Raw genomic sequence first — 18109 nt, 5'->3', positions numbered from 1 at the left:
TTGCAAGGAACGGACCGTTCATGGCGTCCGGGACCGATCGCGACGGTGAGCCGCCACCCGCTCCCGAGTGGCGCACCGCGTCGAGCAGTACCGACGCGGACTCCCCCCACCCAAGTGCGCGAAGGGCTTCCCGCAGCCCGAAGCGGCACACAGCCCACCCGGCGGCGCCTGACGGTCCGACAGCAGCACGGCCAGCGCCAGCGCGGACGACGTCACCAGCCACGCGCCCCACGGCCCGTCGTCGTCGGCGTCCACGTGGAGATGCCAGCCGAACCCGTCCGCGTGATCGGTCAGCCGCGGCGGATGCGCGTAGCGCGCAAGCAGCCGGTTGAGCACATCGGCCGCCTCCGCGACATCCCGCGCCGCGAACACCTCCCGCAGTTCCGCGGCCGCCGCCCGCAACGACGTCACGTCCGACGGCGCCAACTCGACCGACGTCTCGCCGTGCGCTTCCAGCACGGAACGCACCGACGAAGCCGACGGATCCGGCGAAAGCAGCACAACCAGCAGATCCACCGCCCGCTGTGCCGCCGCCCGCGCCGACCGGCCGGGCAGGAAATCCCGCTGCGCTGAAGTCATACCCCACTGTAACGTCTCAGTCATGAGAGGCCGTTACAGTCTCGCCGTCTACCTGGCCGGCGCGACGGTCGCCAGAACCGGCGACGAGTTGTCCGGGCCGGCTTTGCTCCTGCTCGGCGTGAGTATCGACGGCTCGGCCGCCACCGGATCCGCGCTGCTCGCGGGCCTGACGATCTCCGCGGCGGCGGGCGGGCCGCTGCTCGGCGCCCTGCTCGACCGCAGTCCCCGGCCGGGACGGCTGCTGGCGTGGGCGCTGCTCGCGTACGCGGGCGGGCTCGGCGCGGTGCTCGCGCTGGTCGAAGTCCCCGCGGCGATCGCGGTGGCCGTCGCGGCCGGCCTGCTCAACCCCGCGTTGGCGGGCGGATGGACGGCACAGCTGCCGCAGGTCCGCGGCACGACACCGCTGGAGCGGGCGAGCACGCTGGACGCGATGACGTTCACCGCCGCGAGCCTCGCCGGGCCGGGACTCGCCGGGCTCGTGGCCGCATACGCCGGCGCACCGGCCGCGGTCGCGCTCGCGATCACGCTGGTCGCGGCCGCCTTCCCCGCCGCATGGTCGCTGCCCGCCACCGAAGCGAAGCCCACGAGACCGATCCGCCGTCAGCTCGCCGACGGGTTCGCGGTCCTTTTCCGCAACCGCGCGCTGCTGCGGGCCACCGCGACGTCCACCGTGTCCTTCGTCGGCATCGGGATCGCCGTGGTCTGCTACCCGCTGCTCGGCGCCCAGCGACTGGGGAATCCGGGGTTCGGCGCGCTCCTGCTCACCGTGATGGCCGCCGCGTCACTGGTCGCGAACGCCGTGCTGGCCCGCAGACCGCCCCCGCCGGATCGCACCGTGCTCGCCAGCACCGTCCTGCTCGGCGCGAGTTTCCTGCTCGCGGCCGCCGGACACGGCGTGGTGCCCCTGCTGGCCGCCGCCGTACTCGCCGGTTTCGCGGAAGGCCCGCAGCTTTCGGCGCTGTTCGCCATCCGGCATCGCGAAGCACCCGCGGCGGTGCGGGCTCAGGTCTTCACGACGGCGGCGAGCGTGAAGATCACCGGACTCGCGGTCGGAGCCGCGGCCGCGGGGCCGTTGAGCGCACTCTCCGTAACCGCCGCGCTGAGTGCCGCGGCGGGGTTCCAGCTTCTCGCGGCCGTCACATATGCGCTGGTGCGAGCTAGAAGGCCATCGCCTGCGCGCGCCGCTTGACCTCGGTGCCGTGGCTCGTGCGGAGCGCGTTGACCGGGGTGATCCCGGGCAGGGTCTCGTCTTCGGCGAAGAGCCAGCGCAGCATCTCCGTCCGGCTGAACCCGGCGTCCGCGAGCACGGTGATGGTGCCCGCCAGGCCCTTGACCACGCCGTCCTTCACCAGGAACGCGACCGGGACGTACAGCTCGCCCTTGCGCCGGACGGCGATCAGGTGGCCGTCGCGCAGCATCTGGCGGACCTTGTTGGCCGAAACGTTCAGCGCGGTCGCGACCTCCGGAAGCGGGAGAACGGCCACATCGGCATCGAGAACGTCGTCGGCGACGGGAATACCACTCACAGGTGACACTGTGCCACATTCCGTCTCCCCCTCCGTTAGTGCGCACGGGTGACGAGCCGGGCGTTGACGGAAAGTACCCACCCGGTCACGGATACCGCCGATCCGACGAAATGACGGGAATCGTGATCCCCGGCGACCCAGGTCCCGTACACCAGAACATGGGTACTTCCGTACGATCCATAGCCGTGACACGCACGGACCCCACGCTGGTGGGCACTCTGCTCGAGGGCCGCTACCGGGTGGACAAGCTGCTCGCACGCGGTGGGATGTCGTCGGTGTACCGCGGCGTCGACACCCGCCTGGACCGCCAGGTCGCCATCAAGATCATGGACCCGCGGTTCGCCGACGACAGGTCCTTCGTCGAACGCTTCGAACGGGAAGCCCGTTCGGCGGCCCGGCTGCACCACCCGCACGTGGTGGCGGTGCACGACCAGGGCTTCGACACCCCCGGCGGCGAGGAGTCCGGCCGCGCGTTCCTGGTGATGGAACTCGTCGACGGCGGGACCCTGCGCGAGCTGCTCGCCGAACGCGGTCCACTGGACGTCGCGCTCGCGCTGAGCATCACCGAACCGGTCCTCTCCGCGCTGGCCGCGGCGCACGCCGCCGGTCTGGTGCACCGCGACGTCAAACCGGAGAACGTCCTCATCGGCCGCGGCGGGACCGCGCTCTCGGGCGGCGTGGTCAAGGTCGGCGACTTCGGGCTGGTCCGCGCGGTCGCGAGCGCGGGCACCACGAGTTCGAGCGTCATCCTCGGCACCGTCGCCTACGTCTCGCCCGAGCAGGTCGCGACCGGCGCGACCACCTCGCGCGGGGACGTCTACTCGGCCGGGATCCTGCTGTACGAAATGCTCACCGGACGTCCGCCGTACACCGGCGACACCGCGCTCTCGGTGGCGTACCGGCACGTCAACGACGACGTCCCACGTCCGAGCGAGCTGCGGCCCGGTATCCCGCCGCAGCTGGACGAGCTGATCCTGCGCGCCACGCGCCGCGACCCCGAGCAACGGCCCGCCGACGCCGCGGCTTTCCTCGCCGAGCTGAACCATCTGCGCACCGTCCTCGGTGTCCCGGCGGTCCCGGTGCCCGTCCCGCTCCCTGCCGACGCCGACCGGGAGACCGACGCCGAGCGCACCACCCCCGGCATCCCCGCCGTCCCCGCGGTGGCTCCGGCCGCCGCCGCGACGACCGTGTTGCCCCCGGTCGCCGAGGCGACCCTTCCGGTCACCGGGCCGCGCGGAACGCAGGCGCTGCACCGCGAGCCGCAGATCCCGGCCCCGCAGCCGCCCCGCACGCCTCCCCCGCGCCCCAAACCGGCGGCCGGCGACGAGCAGCCGGGGTCGCGCAAGCGGCTCTACCTGATGATCGCGGCCGCGGTACTGGTCCTCGGCGGCCTGATCGGCGCGTTCGCCTTCATCCTCAACGACTCCGGCCCGACGTCGTCGTCGGTGCCGAAGCTGGCCGGGATGAACCAGGCCGCCGCCGGTGACGCGCTCCGGTCGGCGAAGCTGACCCCGGCCTACACCGAGGAGTACAGCGACACCGCCGCGCAGCACACGGTGATCCGGTCCGACCCGGCGGAGGGCACGTCGCTCGCGCCGGGCGCCACGGTCAACGTCGTGCTGTCGAAGGGGCGTCCGATCGTGCCGGACATCCAGGCCGGGACGAGCCAGCAGGACGCGGAGACGGCGATCAAGGCCGCGCAGCTGACCCCGGTCCAGGGCGAGCAGGAGTACAGCGACGTCGCCAAGAACAAGGTGATCCGCGTCGACCCGGGCCCCGGTTCGCAGCTGAACATCGGCGGGCAGGTCACGATCATCCTGTCCAAGGGCCCCGAGCCGCTGCCGCCGGTCCCGGACGTCACCGGCCAGACCAAGGACGCGGCGTTCCAGATCCTGCAGCAGGCGGGCTTCCAGCCGTTCCAGGCCGGTGAGGAGTTCTCCGACCAATTCGCCGCCGGTCAGGTGATCCGCACCGACCCGAAGGGCGGCGGCAAGGCGAGCAACCGCCGGATCGGCGTGTTCGTTTCGAACGCCGTCGAAGTACCGAACGTGACCTTCAAGCGGATGGAGGAGGCGATCCAGATCCTGAAACAGGCGGGTCTGGAGCCGGACCGTCAGGGTCGCGGAAACGGGAACGGTCACGGCGGCGGAAACGGTGGTTTCGACTTCGTCCTGGAGCAGGATCCGCAGCCGGGCACCAAGGTGCCCAAGGGCACGAAAGTGAAGATCAAGGGCTTCGGGTGACGCGAAAGGTGCTTTGAAACCGTTCAGTACCGGCATGGTCATCGGCTACCGTGAGCGCATGGTGGTCGTCGACGGAGTGAACGGCAGGTCGGACAGCTTCACCCCGCGTTCCGCCGCGCCGCGATGAGCTTCTTCACGGACGGTCCGCGCAGCCGCCCCCTGTTCCCGGTGCCGGAGCAGGAGCTGTTCGGCTACAACGGCCGTCCCTGGGTGGAGACGCCGCACGAGTACATCGTCCCGGCGATCCTGCCCTGGTCGATGCCGCTGGGCCGGGCCGAACGGACCATCGTGGCGCTGCGCGGCATCGAGGTGTGGCCGGAGTCGGTGTCCTTCCAGCTGTCGGTGTACTCGCGGGATCTCCTGCTCGACGAACCCGGCGAAGGCCTGATCGACCACCGCCGGGTCCCGGACTACAACGCGCTGCTGGTCGGGGTGCTGTTCCCCGACGGGAGGCGGGCCAGTTCGGAGACCATCTCCGTGCCGTCGGCCACCAAACCGGACCAGCCGGTGCTGCGCGCGCAGGGGCTGGGCGGTTCGGCTTTCCACGTCGACCACGAGATCTTCCTGTGGCCGCTGCCGCCCGACGGGCCGCTGGAGTTCATCGTCCAGTGGCTCGACCGCGACATCGAGGAGTCGCGCACCTCGCTCGACGGCACCGCCATCCGCGACGCCGCCAAGGAGGCGGGCGAGATCTGGCCGGGGCTGCCCGCGCGGAAGTCGCACGGGCTGCCCGTCCGCCGGGTCGGGGCGCAGGCGATGATCACCCCGGCCTGGCCCGCTCAGGTCCCGCCGCCCCTGCCTCAGCCATCGTCCCCGCCGCCCGCTTCGGACCAGCCGCGGGGCGCTCCCCTGCCGACCCGCCTCCCACGCCGAGCGCGCTGAAACCCTTGAGTGGTAAGGACGGTTTTACCTAGGGCTGTGGAGGCGTGTCGCGAAAGCCACTTTCGAGACGTCTGATGTCCCGAAAGTGGCTTTCGCGACATGATCGCCAAGGCGGTACCGAGCCCGACCACAGCCGACGTTGCGAAAGCCACTTTCGCAACGTTGAAGGTTGCGAAAGTGGCTTTCGCAACCCGTTCCGGTCAAGTTCGGCACCCGGCAAAACCACGGCGAGTAAGAAACGCCGCCACAGAGTGGGTCGGGCACGGACGACACATGTGATCAGATGGACGACACTCGGCGGCGGCCGAACCCTGCCGAGCGTCGTCCACCCGAACAGGTATGGCGTCCCACCGGTCACGCGAAAGCACCCGACCATAGGTACGCAAAAACAACTTTGCTCAACTGGCCTTATCAGCGGAAGGCTTCGACGTTCGCCACCGCCCACTCCGCGTAGGTGACGCCGGGCCGACCGGTGAGTTCCTGGACGACGCCGGTCGGCTTGTCGGGGTTCTCGGTGAAGTACGCGAAGCCGTCGAGCAGCCACTCGGCGATCTCCGCCGGGATCCCGGCGGCGGCCCACTGCTGGTTCGCCTCTTCCCTGGTGAGTTCCTGGAAGACCACCTCTTCGCCGAGCGCGGCCGAGATGGCGGCGACCTGTTCGCGCTGGCTGATCGCCGTCGGCCCGCTCAGCGTGTGCTTCTTGCCGACGTGCCCCTCGGTCAGGATGACGTGCGCCGCGACGGCGGCGATGTCCGCGAGGTCGATCGGCGTCATCCGCGACTCGGGGTAGGCCTCGCGGACCACCCGCTCGGCCTTGATCGTCTCCGCCCAGCCGAGCGTGTTGTTCATGAACGCGCCCGGCCGCAGGAAGGTCCAGTCGAAACCCGCCGCCTGGACGGCCTTCTCGATGATCGCGTAGTCCACGCCGCTCGAATTCTCCGCCGGGTCGTCGGCGTTGCTGCCCGACAGCGCCACCACACGGCGCACTCCGGCCTCCTTCGCCAGCTTCACGAAGTCGTCCACCTTGGCCGCGAGCGGCGCCAGGTACACGGTCTCGATGCCTTCGAGGGCTTCCGGCAACGTCTCCGGTTTGCCCAGGTAGCCCTTGGCGACCTCCACCTGCTCGGGCAGCGCCGCCTTCGCCGGGTTGACGGTCAGCGCCCGCACCGGAGCCCCGGCCTCCACCAGTTCGTCGACGAGCAGCCTGCCGACGCTTCCGGTCGCACCGGTCACCAGGATCGTCACGATTCCCCACTCCTTTTCGTACGCCCTACGGGATCAGTTTAACCGTACCGCATACGAGAATGTAGAATCCAGCTTCACGGCCGAGTGGAGTGTGGATGGACTTCGAGCGCAGCCTCGATCTGTTGTGGCGTGACCGCGGCGAAGCCCGGCAGCCGACCAGGGGACGTAAGCCCAAACTGACCCTCGACCAGGTGATCGCCACCGCTGTCGCGCTCGCCGACCGGGCGGGCGAGGCGACCGTGTCGATGAGCCAGATCGCCAAGGAACTCGGCGCCGGCACGATGACGCTCTACACCTACGTCCCCGGCAAGACGGAACTGCTCGATCTCATGGTCGATTCCGTGCTCGCCGAACGGAACCTTCCCGGCCCCGGCGATCCGCGGCCGGACGGCTGGCGCGAGCAGGTGCGGCTCTACGCCGAGCGCACCCTGGCCGTGTTCCGGGCGCATCCGTGGCTGCGTTCGACGTCGATGGTGCGGCCGGTGCTCGGCCCCGGGCTGATGGCGGGCCAGGAGTACGTGATCGCGGCGGTGTCGGATATCGGGCTGGAGCCGCGCAAGGCGGCCGCGGCCGCGAACAGCATCGAGATCTACGTGCAGGCCAACGCGACACTCTTCGCCGAGACGGCGCAGGTCGAGCAGGAGACCGGGGAGTCGACGGACGCCTGGTGGGGGCAGCGGTCGGTGTTCTGGGAGAAGTACTTCGACGTGGCGCGCCATCCGGCGATGACCCGGATCTGGGAGAGCGGCGGCTACGACGCGGACACCTGCGAAGCCGCCGACGAGACCTTCGCGTTCGGCCTGGAACGCATGCTGGACGGTATCGAAGCCCTCGTCACCCGCTGAGCGCGCCCCGAAGTGTCATGAAAGGGTCGTTCAGGACAAAAGATGTCCTGAACGACCCTTTCATGACACTCGCGCGACAGGGAGTCAGGAGACGGTGGGCAGATCGGGGGCCGAGACGTCGAAGACCTTGCCCTCGCGGGTGAGCAGCGCGGCCAGGACCTTCGCCTTGCGCTCGGTGTCGGCCGAGGTCCCCCACCGCACGGTCTTCCCGTCGGCCAGCACGAACTCGACGCTGCCGGGGGTCTTCGCCGTCGCGGTGGTGACCTGCTTGAGCAGCTGCTGCGGGATCACACCGAGGACGCCGGTCACCGCGCGGGTCACCGGGTCGTCGGCCGACACCAGCGGCAGCTTGAGCTCGGGCAGCCCGGCGGGCCGTTCCTTGACGGTCTTGAACACCACTCCCCCGCCGTCGACGAGGTGCACGCCGTCGCCGCCGGGCCCGCTGTCGAAGAACGCGATCGCGTTCCGTTCGGTCACGGTGATCTCGAGGGTGCTCGGCCACGACCGCGAGACGTCGACGGTGGCGATGCCGGGCATCTGTGCCACCTTGTCCCGGATCTCGTCGGTGTCCAGGCGCAGCATCGGCTTCTGGTCCGGCACCGCCGCCGCGGCGCGGATCTGGTCCGCGGGCACGGAGTTCGACCCGACGACGTCGACCTGCCGCACCCCCAGCATCGAGCTGAACCACAGCAGGTAGACGAGGGCGACGGCGGTCAGCACCGAGAGCAGCGCGACCCAGCGCCGCCGCAGCTCCTTGTGCCGGTTCGGCCGGGCGGTGCGGCGGCGGTCGTACACCGACCGCCTGCCGCGCCGTTCCTTCAAGCGCTGAGTCCGTTCGGCCCTCGGAGTCCGCTTGACCCGTTCGGTGCGCGGACGCCGACCGGGTTCGGCCGGGCGGCGGCGTTCCCCGGTCTGCGTCATGACTAGCCTGCCCGCCGGTCCAGTTCGGCCAGGATCTCCGGGCCGAGCTGCGTGACGTCGCCGGCGCCCATGGTCACCAGCAGGTCGCCGGGTTCGACCAGATCCGCCGCGAGCTTCGCCGCGACGTCGAACGCGGGCTGGTAGTGCACGGGGACACCGGAGATCCCCTCGGCGATGAGCGCGCCGCTCACGCCGGGCTCCGGCTTCTCGCGCGCCCCGAAGACGTCCAGCACGACGACCTCGTCGGCCAGCGACAGTGCGGCCGCGAACTCCTTCGAGAACGCCTTCGTGCGCGAGTACAGATGCGGCTGGAAGACCACGACGACCCGGCCGGAGCCCGCGGCTGTCCGCACCGCGCGCAGCTGCGCGTCGACCTCGGTCGGGTGGTGCGCGTAGTCGTCGTACACGCGGACGTCGCCCGCCCGGCCCTTGAACTCGAACCGTCGCCGGACGCCGCCGAACGCGGCGAGCCCCTCGGCCAGTCCCTCGACCGGCGCGCCGAGCTCGATCCCGGCCAGCAGCGCGGCGATCGCGTTCAGCGCCATGTGCTCGCCCGGCACCGCGACCCGGAGGACGATCTCCTCGCCCTGCAACGAGATCCGGACGACGCCGCCGTCCGGCGCGGGGGCGTAGTCGAGCACCTTCGCGTCGTCGGCGCCGGTGACCGAACGCCCGTAGCGGCGGACACGGATGCCCTGTTCCGACGCCCTTGCTCCCAGATCCGAGGCGCCCTCGTCGTCACCGCAGACGATGAGCAGCCCGCCCGGCACGATCCGGCCGAGGAAGTCGGCGAACACCGAGACGTACGCCTCGGCCGTGCCGTGGTGGTCCAGGTGGTCCGGCTCGACGTTGGTCACCACGGCCACCGACGGCGAGTACGCCAGGAACGACCCGTCGCTCTCGTCGGCCTCGGCGACGAAGACGCCGCCCTCGCCGTGGTGCGCGTTCGCGCCCGATTCGTTGAGGTCGCCGCCGATGGCGAACGACGGGTCGAGACGGCACTGCTGCAGCGCGACGGTCAGCATCGACGTCGTCGACGTCTTGCCGTGCGTCCCGGCGATACAGGCGACGCGGTGCCCCTCCATCAGCCCGGCCAGCGCCTGCGCGCGGTGCAGCACGGTGATCCCGCGTTCCCGCGCGGCCATCAGTTCCGGGTTGTCGTCCTTGATCGCGGTCGACACGATCACCGAGGACGGCCCCTCGGGGAAGGCGTCGAGGTTCTCGGCGCGCTGGCCGACGGCGATCTCGGCGCCCTGGGCGCGCAGCGAGAGGAACGCGCGCGACTCCTTGGCGTCGGAGCCGGACACCTGGGCACCGCGGGCGAGCAGGATACGGGCGATGCCGCTCATCCCGGCGCCGCCGATCCCGATCAGATGGGCACGCGTCAGCGTGTCGGGGAGTTGATCAGGCACCTGCGGCCTCCAGCACGATCTTGGCAAGGGTCTCGTCGGCCTCGCGGTGACCGAGGCCGACCGCGGCCGCGCTCATCTTCGCGATCCGGTCGGCGTCGGACACCAGCGGGATCACCAGCTCCGCGACCTTGGCGGGGGTGAGGTCGGCGTCGTCGACCATCAGCCCGGCACCGGCGTCGACCGCGGGCCGGGCGTTGACCGCCTGCTCGCCGTTGCCGTAGGGCAGCGGGACGAACACCGCGGGCAGGCCGACGGCGGACACCTCGGCGACGGTCATCGCGCCGGAACGGCACAGCACCGCGTCGGCGGCGGCGTATGCGAGGTCCATGCGCTCCAGATACGGCACCGGCACGTACGCGGGCCGCCCCGGGAACTCCTGGACGACCAGAGTGTTCTTCGGCCCGTGGGCGTGCAGGACCCCGACGCCGGCGTCCGCGAACTCCTTGGCCGCGCCGGAGACTGCGCCGTTGATCGACACCGCGCCCTGAGAGCCACCGAAGACCAGCAGCGTCGGGGCGTCGGGGTCGAGCCCGAAGTGCTCGCGGGCTTCGGCGCGCAGCGCGGCCCGGTCGAGCGAGGTGATGGAGCGGCGCAGCGGGATGCCGATGACCTCGGCCTTCGCCAGCGGCGTCCCTGGGACGGCGACGGCGACGCGGACGGCGAACCGCGCGCCGACCTTGTTCGCCAGACCCGGCTTCTCGTTGGCCTCGTGCACCACGATCGGCGTGCGGCCGCGCGCGGCGAGGTACGCCGGAAGCGCGACGTAGCCACCGAAGCCGACGACGACGTCCGCGCCGACCCGGTCCAGGACCTCACGGGTGCGCTTGACCGCGTCGCGGACCTTCAGCGGCATCTTCAGCAGCTCGGGCGTCGGCTTGCGTGGCATCGGCACCGGCGGGATCAGCTCCAGCGGGTAGCCCCGCGCCGGGACGAGCTTGTTCTCCAGACCGCGCTGGGTCCCCAGCGCGATCACCTTCGCGTCGGGACGCAGGCGCATCACCGCGTCGGCGAGGGCGAGTGCCGGTTCGATATGCCCGGCGGTCCCACCGCCGGCGACCACGACCACCGGCGCTTTGCCGGCGACCTCGCCTGAAGCGCCACCTCTGACGGGGTTGTTCACCTATGACCTCTCCGGTTTGCGGTACCCCGTTTCGCGGTACCGCGGTTCACCGCCGTTCGCGCGGCCGTCCTCCTGCCGGGCTCCCGTACCGAACGGCGCCGCTCCTGTGCGGGCGAAGGCCTCGCCGTCCTCGGCGCGGGCCTCGCCGCCTTGGCGGCGCCTCCCCTGGCCGCGCCGCCCTTGCGCTTGGCTGGCGGGCGGTACGGCTCGGGCGCGGGAAGCCTCAGCAGGCGTCCGAATTTACCTGGCCCCTGCGAGCGCAGTGCGGCCACCGCCTCCGGTTCGTGCCGGGCGGCGTTGGCCAGGATCCCCATGATGAGCATGGTGATCACCAGCGACGTCCCGCCGTAGGAGATCAACGGCAGCGTGACCCCGGTGACCGGCAGCAGGCCGACGACGTAGCCGATGTTGATCCCGGCCTGCGCGACCAGGAACACGGTCAGCGTGCCGGCCACGATGCGGATCCACGGGTCGAGGTTGCGGGTGGCGATCCGCAGGCCGACGACGGCGACCCCGGCGAACAGCCCGAGCACCACCGCGCAGCCGATGAAGCCGAGTTCCTCGCCGATCAGGGCGAAGATGAAGTCGTTCTGCACGTTGGGCAGGTAGCCCCAGTTGGACTGGCCCTGGCCGAGGCCCTTGCCGAGGAACCCGCCGTCGGCGAGCGCGAGTTTCGCCTGGTTGGCCTGGAAGCCGTCCGCGCTGGTGTCCGGGTCGCCGGAGACGAACGACATGACCCGCGCCAGCCGGTACGGGGCGATGATCGCCAGCACCAGGATCCCGGCCAGGCCACCCGCGAGGATGACGCCGAACAGCCGTTTCGGCGCGCCCGCGAACCACAGCAGGGCCATCAGCACGACCGCGAGGGTGATCGTGCCGCCGAGGTCGGGTTGCATCATGACCAGCGCGAACATCAGCAGCGCGATCGGCACGACCGGGACGAGCAGATGGCGCCACTGATTGATGATGTTGTACTTGATCACCAGGATGTGCGCGCCCCAGAAGGCCAGCGCGACCTTGGCCGCCTCGACCGGCTGGAAGGCGAACCCGCCGAGCCGGAACCAGCCCTGCGAACCGTTGACCTCCGAGCCGAGCGGGGTCAGCACCAGCACGAGCAGCCCGAGGCAGATCACCGTCACCGTCGCCGACAGCCGCCGGACGCGTTCCAGCGGCACCCGCAGCCCGATCCAGAACACCACGGCGCCGATCGCGACGAACATGAGGTGCTTGCTGAACTGGGCGTACACGCCGGTGCCGGTCTTGGGGTTGTACGAGGCGACCGAAGACGCGGACAGCACCATCACGATGCCGATCACGGTCAGCACGCCGGTGAGCGCCAAGACCAGGTGGAACGAAGCGAGCGGCCGCGAAAGCCAGGCCGTCAGCGCGGTGCGGAAGGCGACGAACGGGCTTTCCTTGCGTTCACGACGCTTGCGGGGCGCGGGCTCGCGCTTTCTTTCCTCAACCGCCGTCACTGGTCTCCTCCGCACCGTCGCGCAGGACACGGACCGCGCTCGCGAACGCGTCGCCGCGTGCGCCATAGCTCGAGTACATGTCCAACGACGCCGCGGCGGGGGCCAGCAGCACCACATCTCCAGGGCGCGCCAGGGCGCGGGCCGCCTTCACCGCCGCAGTCATGGTGTCATCGTCACCCGAAGGGAGGCTGTTCACCGGGACATCCGGCGCGTGTCGCGCGACAGCGGCGGCGATCACGGGTGAATCCACGCCGAACAGCACGACTCCGCGCAGCCTTCCGGCGATCGAGCCGACGAGTTCGTCCACGGAAGCGCCCTTGAGCTGGCCACCGGCGATCCAGACGACGTTCAGATGCGCGCGCAGCGAACCGCTCGCCGCGTGCGGGTTGGTCGCCTTGGAGTCGTTGATGTAGCGGACGCCGTCGATCTCGCCGATCTCCTCGGCCCGGTGCGGGGCGGGCCGGTATTCGCGCAGGCCCTTGGCGACGTCCTCGCCGGTGACGCCGTACGCGCGGGCCAGCGCGGCCGCGGCGAGCGCGTTCGAGACGTTGTGCGGACCGGCGGGCCGCACGTCGGCCAGCGTGCCGAGTTCGTCGGCGCTGGTCGCCGGGTCGGCCACGAAGGCGCGATCGACCAGCAGGTCTTCCACGATCCCGAGTTCGCCGGGACGCGGGGTGTCCATCCCGAAGGCGACGCGGCGGGCGTCCGCGGGCGCGTGCTCGTCGGCGAGGCGGATGGACCACTCCTCGTGGAGGTTGTGCACGACGTTCCGGGAGTGGGTGTGGACCCGGCCCTTCGCGGCCGCGTACTCCTCCATCGAGCCGTGCCAATCGAGGTGATCCTCGGCCAGGTTCAGCACCACCGACGCGAGCGGGGCCAGTGTCGACGACCAGTGCAGCTGGAAGCTCGACAGCTCCACGGCGAGCACCTCGTGCCCGGCGCGCACCGCGTCGAGTACCGCGAAACCGACGTTCCCGCAGGCCACGGCGTCGACCCCGGCGGAACGCAGGATCGACTCCAGCATCCCGACCGTGGTCGTCTTGCCGTTGGTGCCGGTGATCGCGAGCCACACCGGCGGCTTGTCGCGCAGCTGTCCGACGCGCCACGCCAGCTCGACGTCGCCGATCACCTCGACACCGGCTTCGGCCGCCGCCACCAGCAGCGGCGACGTCGGCTTCCAGCCGGGGCTGGTGACGACCAGCTCGACGTCTCCGGGCGGCTCGGTCAGGCCCGCCACCAGGTCGGCGCCGAGCCCTTCGAGCTCCGCCAGCCGCTCGGCGTTGCCGTCGGTGACGGTGACCCGCGCGCCCAGGTCCTTCAGGACCGGGACGATGGACTTGCCGGTGACCCCGGCACCGGCGACGAGGACGTGACGCCCGGCCAGCTCCACCGCTTAACCCCCGAGACCGAGCTGCTCGCTGTAGAACAGGCCGAGACCGAACATGCAGCAGATGGCCGAAAGCAGCCAGAAGCGGATGATGACGGTGGTTTCGGCCCAGCCCGCGAGCTCGAAGTGGTGATGGAACGGGGCCATCCGGAACAGCCGCCGCCTGGTCGTGCGGAACACGGCGATCTGTGCGACCACCGAGATCATCTCGACCATGAACAGACCGCCGATGACGATGGCGAGCAGTTCGGTGCGGGTGGTCATCGACAGCCCGGCGACGAGGCCACCGAGGGCCAGCGAACCGGTGTCACCCATGAAGATCTTCGCCGGGGCCGCGTTCCACCACAGGAAGCCGACACAGGCGCCGGTCGCCGCGGCGGCCACCACGGCCAGGTCCAGCGGGTCACGGACGTCGTAGCAGGCGGCCTGCGGGGTGACCGCGCACGAGAGGCGGGTCTGCCAGAAGGCGATGACGACGTAGGTCGCCAGCACCATCGCCGCGGTGCCGCCGGCGAGGCCGTCGAGGCCGTCGGTGAAGTTCACCGCGTTCGACCAGCCGGAGATCACGATGTAGCAGAAGATCACGAAGAACACCGACGGGAAGGTGATCAGCGCGAGGTCCCGCACGTAGGACAGGCTCTCCGACGCCGGGGTCAGCCCGCGTTCGTCGGCGAACTGCAGCGCCAGGATCGCGAAGGCGATCGTGACCACGAGCTGGCCGACCAGTTTCGCGGTCTTGTTCAGCCCGAGGTTGCGCTGCTTGCGGATCTTGATGAAGTCGTCGAGGAACCCGACGAGCCCGAGGCCGACGGCCAGCAGGAGGACCAGCAGCCCCGAGGCGGACGGGCCGCCGGTGCCGTTGCCGCCGCTGAGCGCGCTGATCAGATGCGCCACGAAATACCCGACGACCATCGCGACGATGATCGCGACACCACCCATCGTCGGGGTACCGCGTTTGGATTTGTGTCCCTGCGGTCCTTCCTCCCGGATCTCCTGGCCGAAGCCCTGCCGGGAGAACACCCGGATCAGATAGGGAGTGAGGAGGATGGAGACCAGCAGGCCCGCCGCGGCCGCGATCAGGATGCTGATCACGCGTCACCACCGTTCGAGCGTTCGTGAGAGGGGGAAAGGGATTCAGCGTCGGTTACGGGAGCGGCGAGCACGGCGTCGGCCACCCGCCACAGAGCGGCGGCCTTGGACGCCTTCACCAGCACCACGTCTCCCGCGCGGAGCTGATCATGCAGCAGGGCGATGGCGGCGTCGACGTCGGGTACCAGTACCGACTCCTCGCCCCAGGAACCCTCCTGCTGCGCGCCCTGATGGGTGGCCGCGGCCGCCTCGCCGATGACCACGAGCTTGTCGATGTTGAGCCGGACGACGAGCCTGCCGATGCCGTCGTGCGCCTCGACCGAGTTCTCGCCGAGGTCGCCCATCACGCCGAGCACGGCCCAGGAGCGGCGGTTCGCGCTCATCGACGCGAGCGCCTTGAGCGCGGCCCGCATCGACTCGGGGCTGGCGTTGAAGGAGTCGTTGAGGACCGTGACGCCGTCGGCCCGGGTCGTGACCTCCATACGGCGTTCGGAGCGCCGTTCGAGGCTCGACAGGCGGGCGGCGACCTCTTCGACCGTCGAGCCCATCTCCAGTGCCACGGCGGCCGCGCTGAGCGCGTTCGCGACGTGGTGCTCGCCGTAGAGCGGCAGCTTCACCGGTGCCTCGCCGTCCGGGGTGACCAGGCGGAACGACGCGCGCGCTTCACCGTCGAGGGTGATGTCGGCGGCGCGGACCTGCGCGGACTCGCTCTCACCGACGAACACCACGCGGGCCTTCGTCCGGCTCGCCATGGCCGCGACGTACGGGTCGTCGAGGTTCAGGATCGCGACACCGCCGTCCTCGGCGCTCGGCAGCGCCTCGACGAGTTCGCCCTTGCCCTTGGCGATGCCCTCGCGCGAGCCGAACTCGCCGACGTGCGCGGTGCCGACGTTGAGCACGACCCCGATCCGCGGCGGCGCGATGGCCGCCAGTTCGGCGATGTGGCCTGGCCCGCGGGCGGAGAGCTCCAGCACGAGCTGCCGCGTCGAGTCGTCGGCCCGCAGCGCCGTCCAGGGGTGGCCCAGCTCGTTGTTGAACGAGCCCGGCGGCGCCACCGTCGGGCCGAGCGGCTCCAGCAGCTGGGCGATGATGTCCTTGGTGGAGGTCTTGCCCGCCGAACCGGTGACCCCGACGACGGTCAGGTGGTCACCGGCGAGCTTCTGGATCACGTGCCGGGCGATCTTGGCGAGCGCGGCCAGCACCGCGGCGCCCGCGCCGTCCTTGTCCGAGACCAGCGCGAACGCCCGCTCGTGCCCCTCGCCGGCCGCCAGCGGCGGCACGATCACGGCCGGCGCGTCGACCTCGCGGGCCGCGAGCACCGCGACGGCGCCCGCCTCGACGGCTCGCGCGGCGAAGTCGTGGCCGTCGACCTTCGCGCCGGGCAGCGCGATGAACAGCCCGCCGGGAGTGACCTCACGGGTGTCGAATTCGACGCTTCCGGTGACCTGGGCGGTCCCGTCGGTCCGATGCAGCCGCCCGCCGACGATGGCGGCGATCTCGGCCAGGCTGAGCACGATCACTCTGTCTCCAGACGTCTGCGGATGGCGGAGGCCAGCTCTTCGGCGTCGGAGAACGGGTGCACGACACCCTGGACCTCCTGGCCGGTCTCGTGGCCCTTGCCCGCGATGAGCACGATGTCGCCGGGCCGGGCCAGCTCGACGGCGTGGACGATGGCTTCCCGGCGGTCGGCGATCTCGAGGATCTCGCCGCCCAAGGCCGGCCCGGCGTTGCGGGCACCGGCCAGCATCGCCGCCCGGATCGCGGCCGGATCCTCCGACCGCGGGTTGTCGTCGGTCACGATCAGCACCTCGCTGCGGCGGACCGCCGCCTCGCCCATGACCGGGCGCTTGGCGGTGTCGCGGTCCCCGCCGCAGCCGAGGACGGTGATGATCCGGCCCTCGGTACGGGCACGCAGCGCGTCGAGCCCCTGCGCGACGGCGGCGGGCTTGTGCGCGTAGTCGACGACGGCGGTGAACGGCTGGCCGAGGTAGACCCGCTCCATCCGGCCCGGCACCTCGACCGCGGCGAGCCCGGCGACGATGGCGTCGAGCGGGACACCGGCGGTGTTCAGGATCGCGGCCGCGAGCACGGCGTTCGCCACGTTGAACTCACCCGGCAACGGGATCTTCGCCGCGGCGGTGAGGCCGTCGGGGCCGTGCAGGGTGAAGGTCTGCTCCCCCGCCGGGGTGGGGCTGAGGTCGGTGGCGCGCCACAGCGCGTCCGTCCCCGGCTCGGTGGACACGGTCACCGTGTGCGGGGTGAGGAGTGCCTGGCCCCAGGCGCTGTCGACGACGACCACCTCGGCGGTGGACCGGCCGTCGAACAGCAGCGACTTGGCGGCGAAGTACTCCTCCATGTCCTTGTGGAAGTCCAGGTGGTCCTGGGAGAGGTTGGTGAAGGCGCCGACGGCGAAACGCGTGCCGTTGACGCGGCCCAGCGACAGCGCGTGGCTGGAGACCTCCATCGGGACGTGCGTGACTCCGCGCTCCACCATCACCGCCAGGAGCGCCTGCAGATCCGGCGCCTCGGGGGTGGTGAACCCGCTGGCCAGCCGCTCGCCCGCGATCCGGGTCTCGACCGTGCCGATCAGCCCGGTGGTGAGCCCGGCCGCCTTGAGCCCGGCGTCGACCAGGTACGACGTCGTGGTCTTGCCGGACGTCCCGGTGATCCCGAGGACGGACAGCTCCAGCGACGGCTCGCCGTAGATCCAGGCGGCGATCTCGCCGAGGGCGGCCCGCGGGTCGGGGTGCACCAGGATCGGCACGCCGGCGTCGCGGAGCACCGGGCGCTCGGCACCGGCCTCGTCGGTGAGCACGGCGGCCGCGCCGGCCGCGATGGCCTGGTCGCTGAAGTCCGCGCCGTGGGCGCGGGCACCGGGAAGCGCGGCGAAGAGGTCACCGGGGAGGACATGCTGGGCGCGGAGCGTGCTGCCCGTGACCGTCAGCTCGGCCGCGGCCGGGTAGTCGTCGCCACCCACCACGAGCCGGGCGCCCGCCCTGGCGAGCAGCGTGCCCAGCGGCATCGGCTCGATCCTGGCCGGACGAGGGGGTGCGGCGACGGCCTTGACCGGGCTGTCCGGGACCTGGGCAGCCGTCGCGCCGGACCCGCTTTCGACGGCGGGACCGCTGCGGGGATCTGAAGTAGGCACCGACACAGCCAAGGAGGTTACCGGCGCGGCATTCGGGTGACTGAAGCGGTGCGGGGTGTGAGCGCGGCGATCATGCTCGTGGTAATGGGTTTCGCGGGCTCTCCTTGGCACGCAAGGGCTTCCGACTGTCGCTTGAGGACTTCGGACCCCACGGGACCGGCGATTCCGGACGGCGCCCGGCGCGCAGACCCGTTCACGCACAGCGACGACTGCGGTCCGGTGCGGCGCCGTGGTGAC

General features: G+C 71.2%; 15 protein-coding genes. 4 read left to right on the top strand and 11 right to left on the bottom strand.

The annotated features are described in order from the left end of the window. Positions 1–18 precede the first annotated feature (18 nt). Positions 19–579, bottom strand: a complete 561-nt coding sequence (locus AVR91_RS12595) for a CGNR zinc finger domain-containing protein (RefSeq protein WP_063273783.1) — start codon at positions 577–579, stop codon at positions 19–21. 22 nt (positions 580–601) lie between these two features. Here AVR91_RS12595 and AVR91_RS12590 point away from each other — a divergent pair, with 22 nt between their 5' ends. Continuing rightward, positions 602–1768 carry an MFS transporter gene (locus AVR91_RS12590; protein ID WP_063273782.1) on the top strand — a complete coding sequence of 389 codons (1167 nt, stop codon included), beginning with the start codon at positions 602–604 and terminating at the stop codon, positions 1766–1768. On the opposite strand, the gene AVR91_RS12585 is transcribed toward AVR91_RS12590, so the two are convergent. Further along, positions 1737–2105 carry an Rv2175c family DNA-binding protein gene (locus AVR91_RS12585; RefSeq protein WP_063273781.1) on the bottom strand — a complete coding sequence of 123 codons (369 nt, stop codon included), beginning with the start codon at positions 2103–2105 and terminating at the stop codon, positions 1737–1739. The genes AVR91_RS12590 and AVR91_RS12585 overlap by 32 nt on opposite strands. Before the next feature lie 185 nt (positions 2106–2290). Between AVR91_RS12585 and pknB the strand changes: the two genes are divergently transcribed. Both pknB and AVR91_RS12575 read left to right on the top strand, forming a co-directional pair. Beyond that, positions 2291–4348, top strand: a complete 2058-nt coding sequence (gene pknB, locus AVR91_RS12580) for a Stk1 family PASTA domain-containing Ser/Thr kinase (protein ID WP_063273780.1) — start codon at positions 2291–2293, stop codon at positions 4346–4348. A gap of 123 nt (positions 4349–4471) precedes the next feature. Further along, complete coding sequence (locus tag AVR91_RS12575) at positions 4472–5230, top strand: hypothetical protein (protein WP_063273779.1); 759 nt, start codon at positions 4472–4474, stop codon at positions 5228–5230. Between the two features lie 411 nt (positions 5231–5641). Here AVR91_RS12575 and AVR91_RS12570 read toward each other — a convergent pair whose 3' ends face one another. Beyond that, complete coding sequence (locus AVR91_RS12570; RefSeq protein ID WP_063273778.1) at positions 5642–6475, bottom strand: NAD(P)H-binding protein; 834 nt, start codon at positions 6473–6475, stop codon at positions 5642–5644. A 95-nt stretch (positions 6476–6570) separates the two neighbouring features. Between AVR91_RS12570 and AVR91_RS12565 the strand changes: the two genes are divergently transcribed. Beyond that, entirely contained in the window at positions 6571–7320 is a 750-nt protein-coding gene (locus AVR91_RS12565; RefSeq protein WP_063273777.1) for a TetR/AcrR family transcriptional regulator, read from the top strand. An 84-nt stretch (positions 7321–7404) separates the two neighbouring features. Here the strand turns inward: AVR91_RS12565 and AVR91_RS12560 are convergent, their stop codons facing one another. Genes AVR91_RS12560 through AVR91_RS12525 form a run of 8 tightly spaced genes read right to left on the bottom strand, consistent with a single transcriptional unit; the run spans position 7405 to position 17746 of the window. Next, the gene (locus AVR91_RS12560) at positions 7405–8241 is read right to left on the bottom strand and encodes a cell division protein FtsQ/DivIB (protein WP_063273776.1); all 837 of its coding nucleotides are present in this window, start codon (positions 8239–8241) and stop codon (positions 7405–7407) included. A 2-nt stretch (positions 8242–8243) separates the two neighbouring features. Then, positions 8244–9653 (bottom strand): UDP-N-acetylmuramate--L-alanine ligase, encoded by a 1410-nt coding sequence (murC, locus tag AVR91_RS12555; RefSeq protein WP_063273775.1) that lies wholly within the window; start codon positions 9651–9653, stop codon positions 8244–8246. Then, positions 9646–10773, bottom strand: coding sequence for an undecaprenyldiphospho-muramoylpentapeptide beta-N-acetylglucosaminyltransferase (gene murG, locus AVR91_RS12550; protein WP_063273774.1), 1128 nt, complete (start codon positions 10771–10773; stop codon positions 9646–9648). The genes murC and murG overlap by 8 nt, the downstream gene beginning before the upstream one ends. Beyond that, positions 10770–12248 carry a putative lipid II flippase FtsW gene (ftsW, locus tag AVR91_RS12545; RefSeq protein ID WP_063273773.1) on the bottom strand — a complete coding sequence of 493 codons (1479 nt, stop codon included), beginning with the start codon at positions 12246–12248 and terminating at the stop codon, positions 10770–10772. The genes murG and ftsW overlap by 4 nt, the downstream gene beginning before the upstream one ends. Next, entirely contained in the window at positions 12235–13638 is a 1404-nt protein-coding gene (gene murD, locus AVR91_RS12540; RefSeq protein WP_063273772.1) for a UDP-N-acetylmuramoyl-L-alanine--D-glutamate ligase, read from the bottom strand. Before murD ends, ftsW begins: the two co-directional genes overlap by 14 nt. A gap of 3 nt (positions 13639–13641) precedes the next feature. Beyond that, the gene (gene mraY / locus AVR91_RS12535; RefSeq protein ID WP_016332673.1) at positions 13642–14727 is read right to left on the bottom strand and encodes a phospho-N-acetylmuramoyl-pentapeptide-transferase; all 1086 of its coding nucleotides are present in this window, start codon (positions 14725–14727) and stop codon (positions 13642–13644) included. Beyond that, entirely contained in the window at positions 14724–16244 is a 1521-nt protein-coding gene (locus AVR91_RS12530; protein ID WP_063273771.1) for a UDP-N-acetylmuramoyl-tripeptide--D-alanyl-D-alanine ligase, read from the bottom strand. Before AVR91_RS12530 ends, mraY begins: the two co-directional genes overlap by 4 nt. Then, a complete protein-coding gene (locus AVR91_RS12525; RefSeq protein ID WP_063273770.1) occupies positions 16241–17746 on the bottom strand; it encodes a UDP-N-acetylmuramoyl-L-alanyl-D-glutamate--2,6-diaminopimelate ligase in 1506 nt (501 codons plus the stop codon). Before AVR91_RS12525 ends, AVR91_RS12530 begins: the two co-directional genes overlap by 4 nt. Positions 17747–18109: the final 363 nt, after the last annotated feature.

Source organism: Amycolatopsis keratiniphila subsp. keratiniphila (assembly GCF_001620365.2).
Taxonomy (GTDB): domain Bacteria; phylum Actinomycetota; class Actinomycetes; order Mycobacteriales; family Pseudonocardiaceae; genus Amycolatopsis; species Amycolatopsis keratiniphila.
The sequence above is the reverse complement of the archived record's forward strand: the minus strand, read 5'-3'. Positions and strand labels throughout refer to the sequence as shown.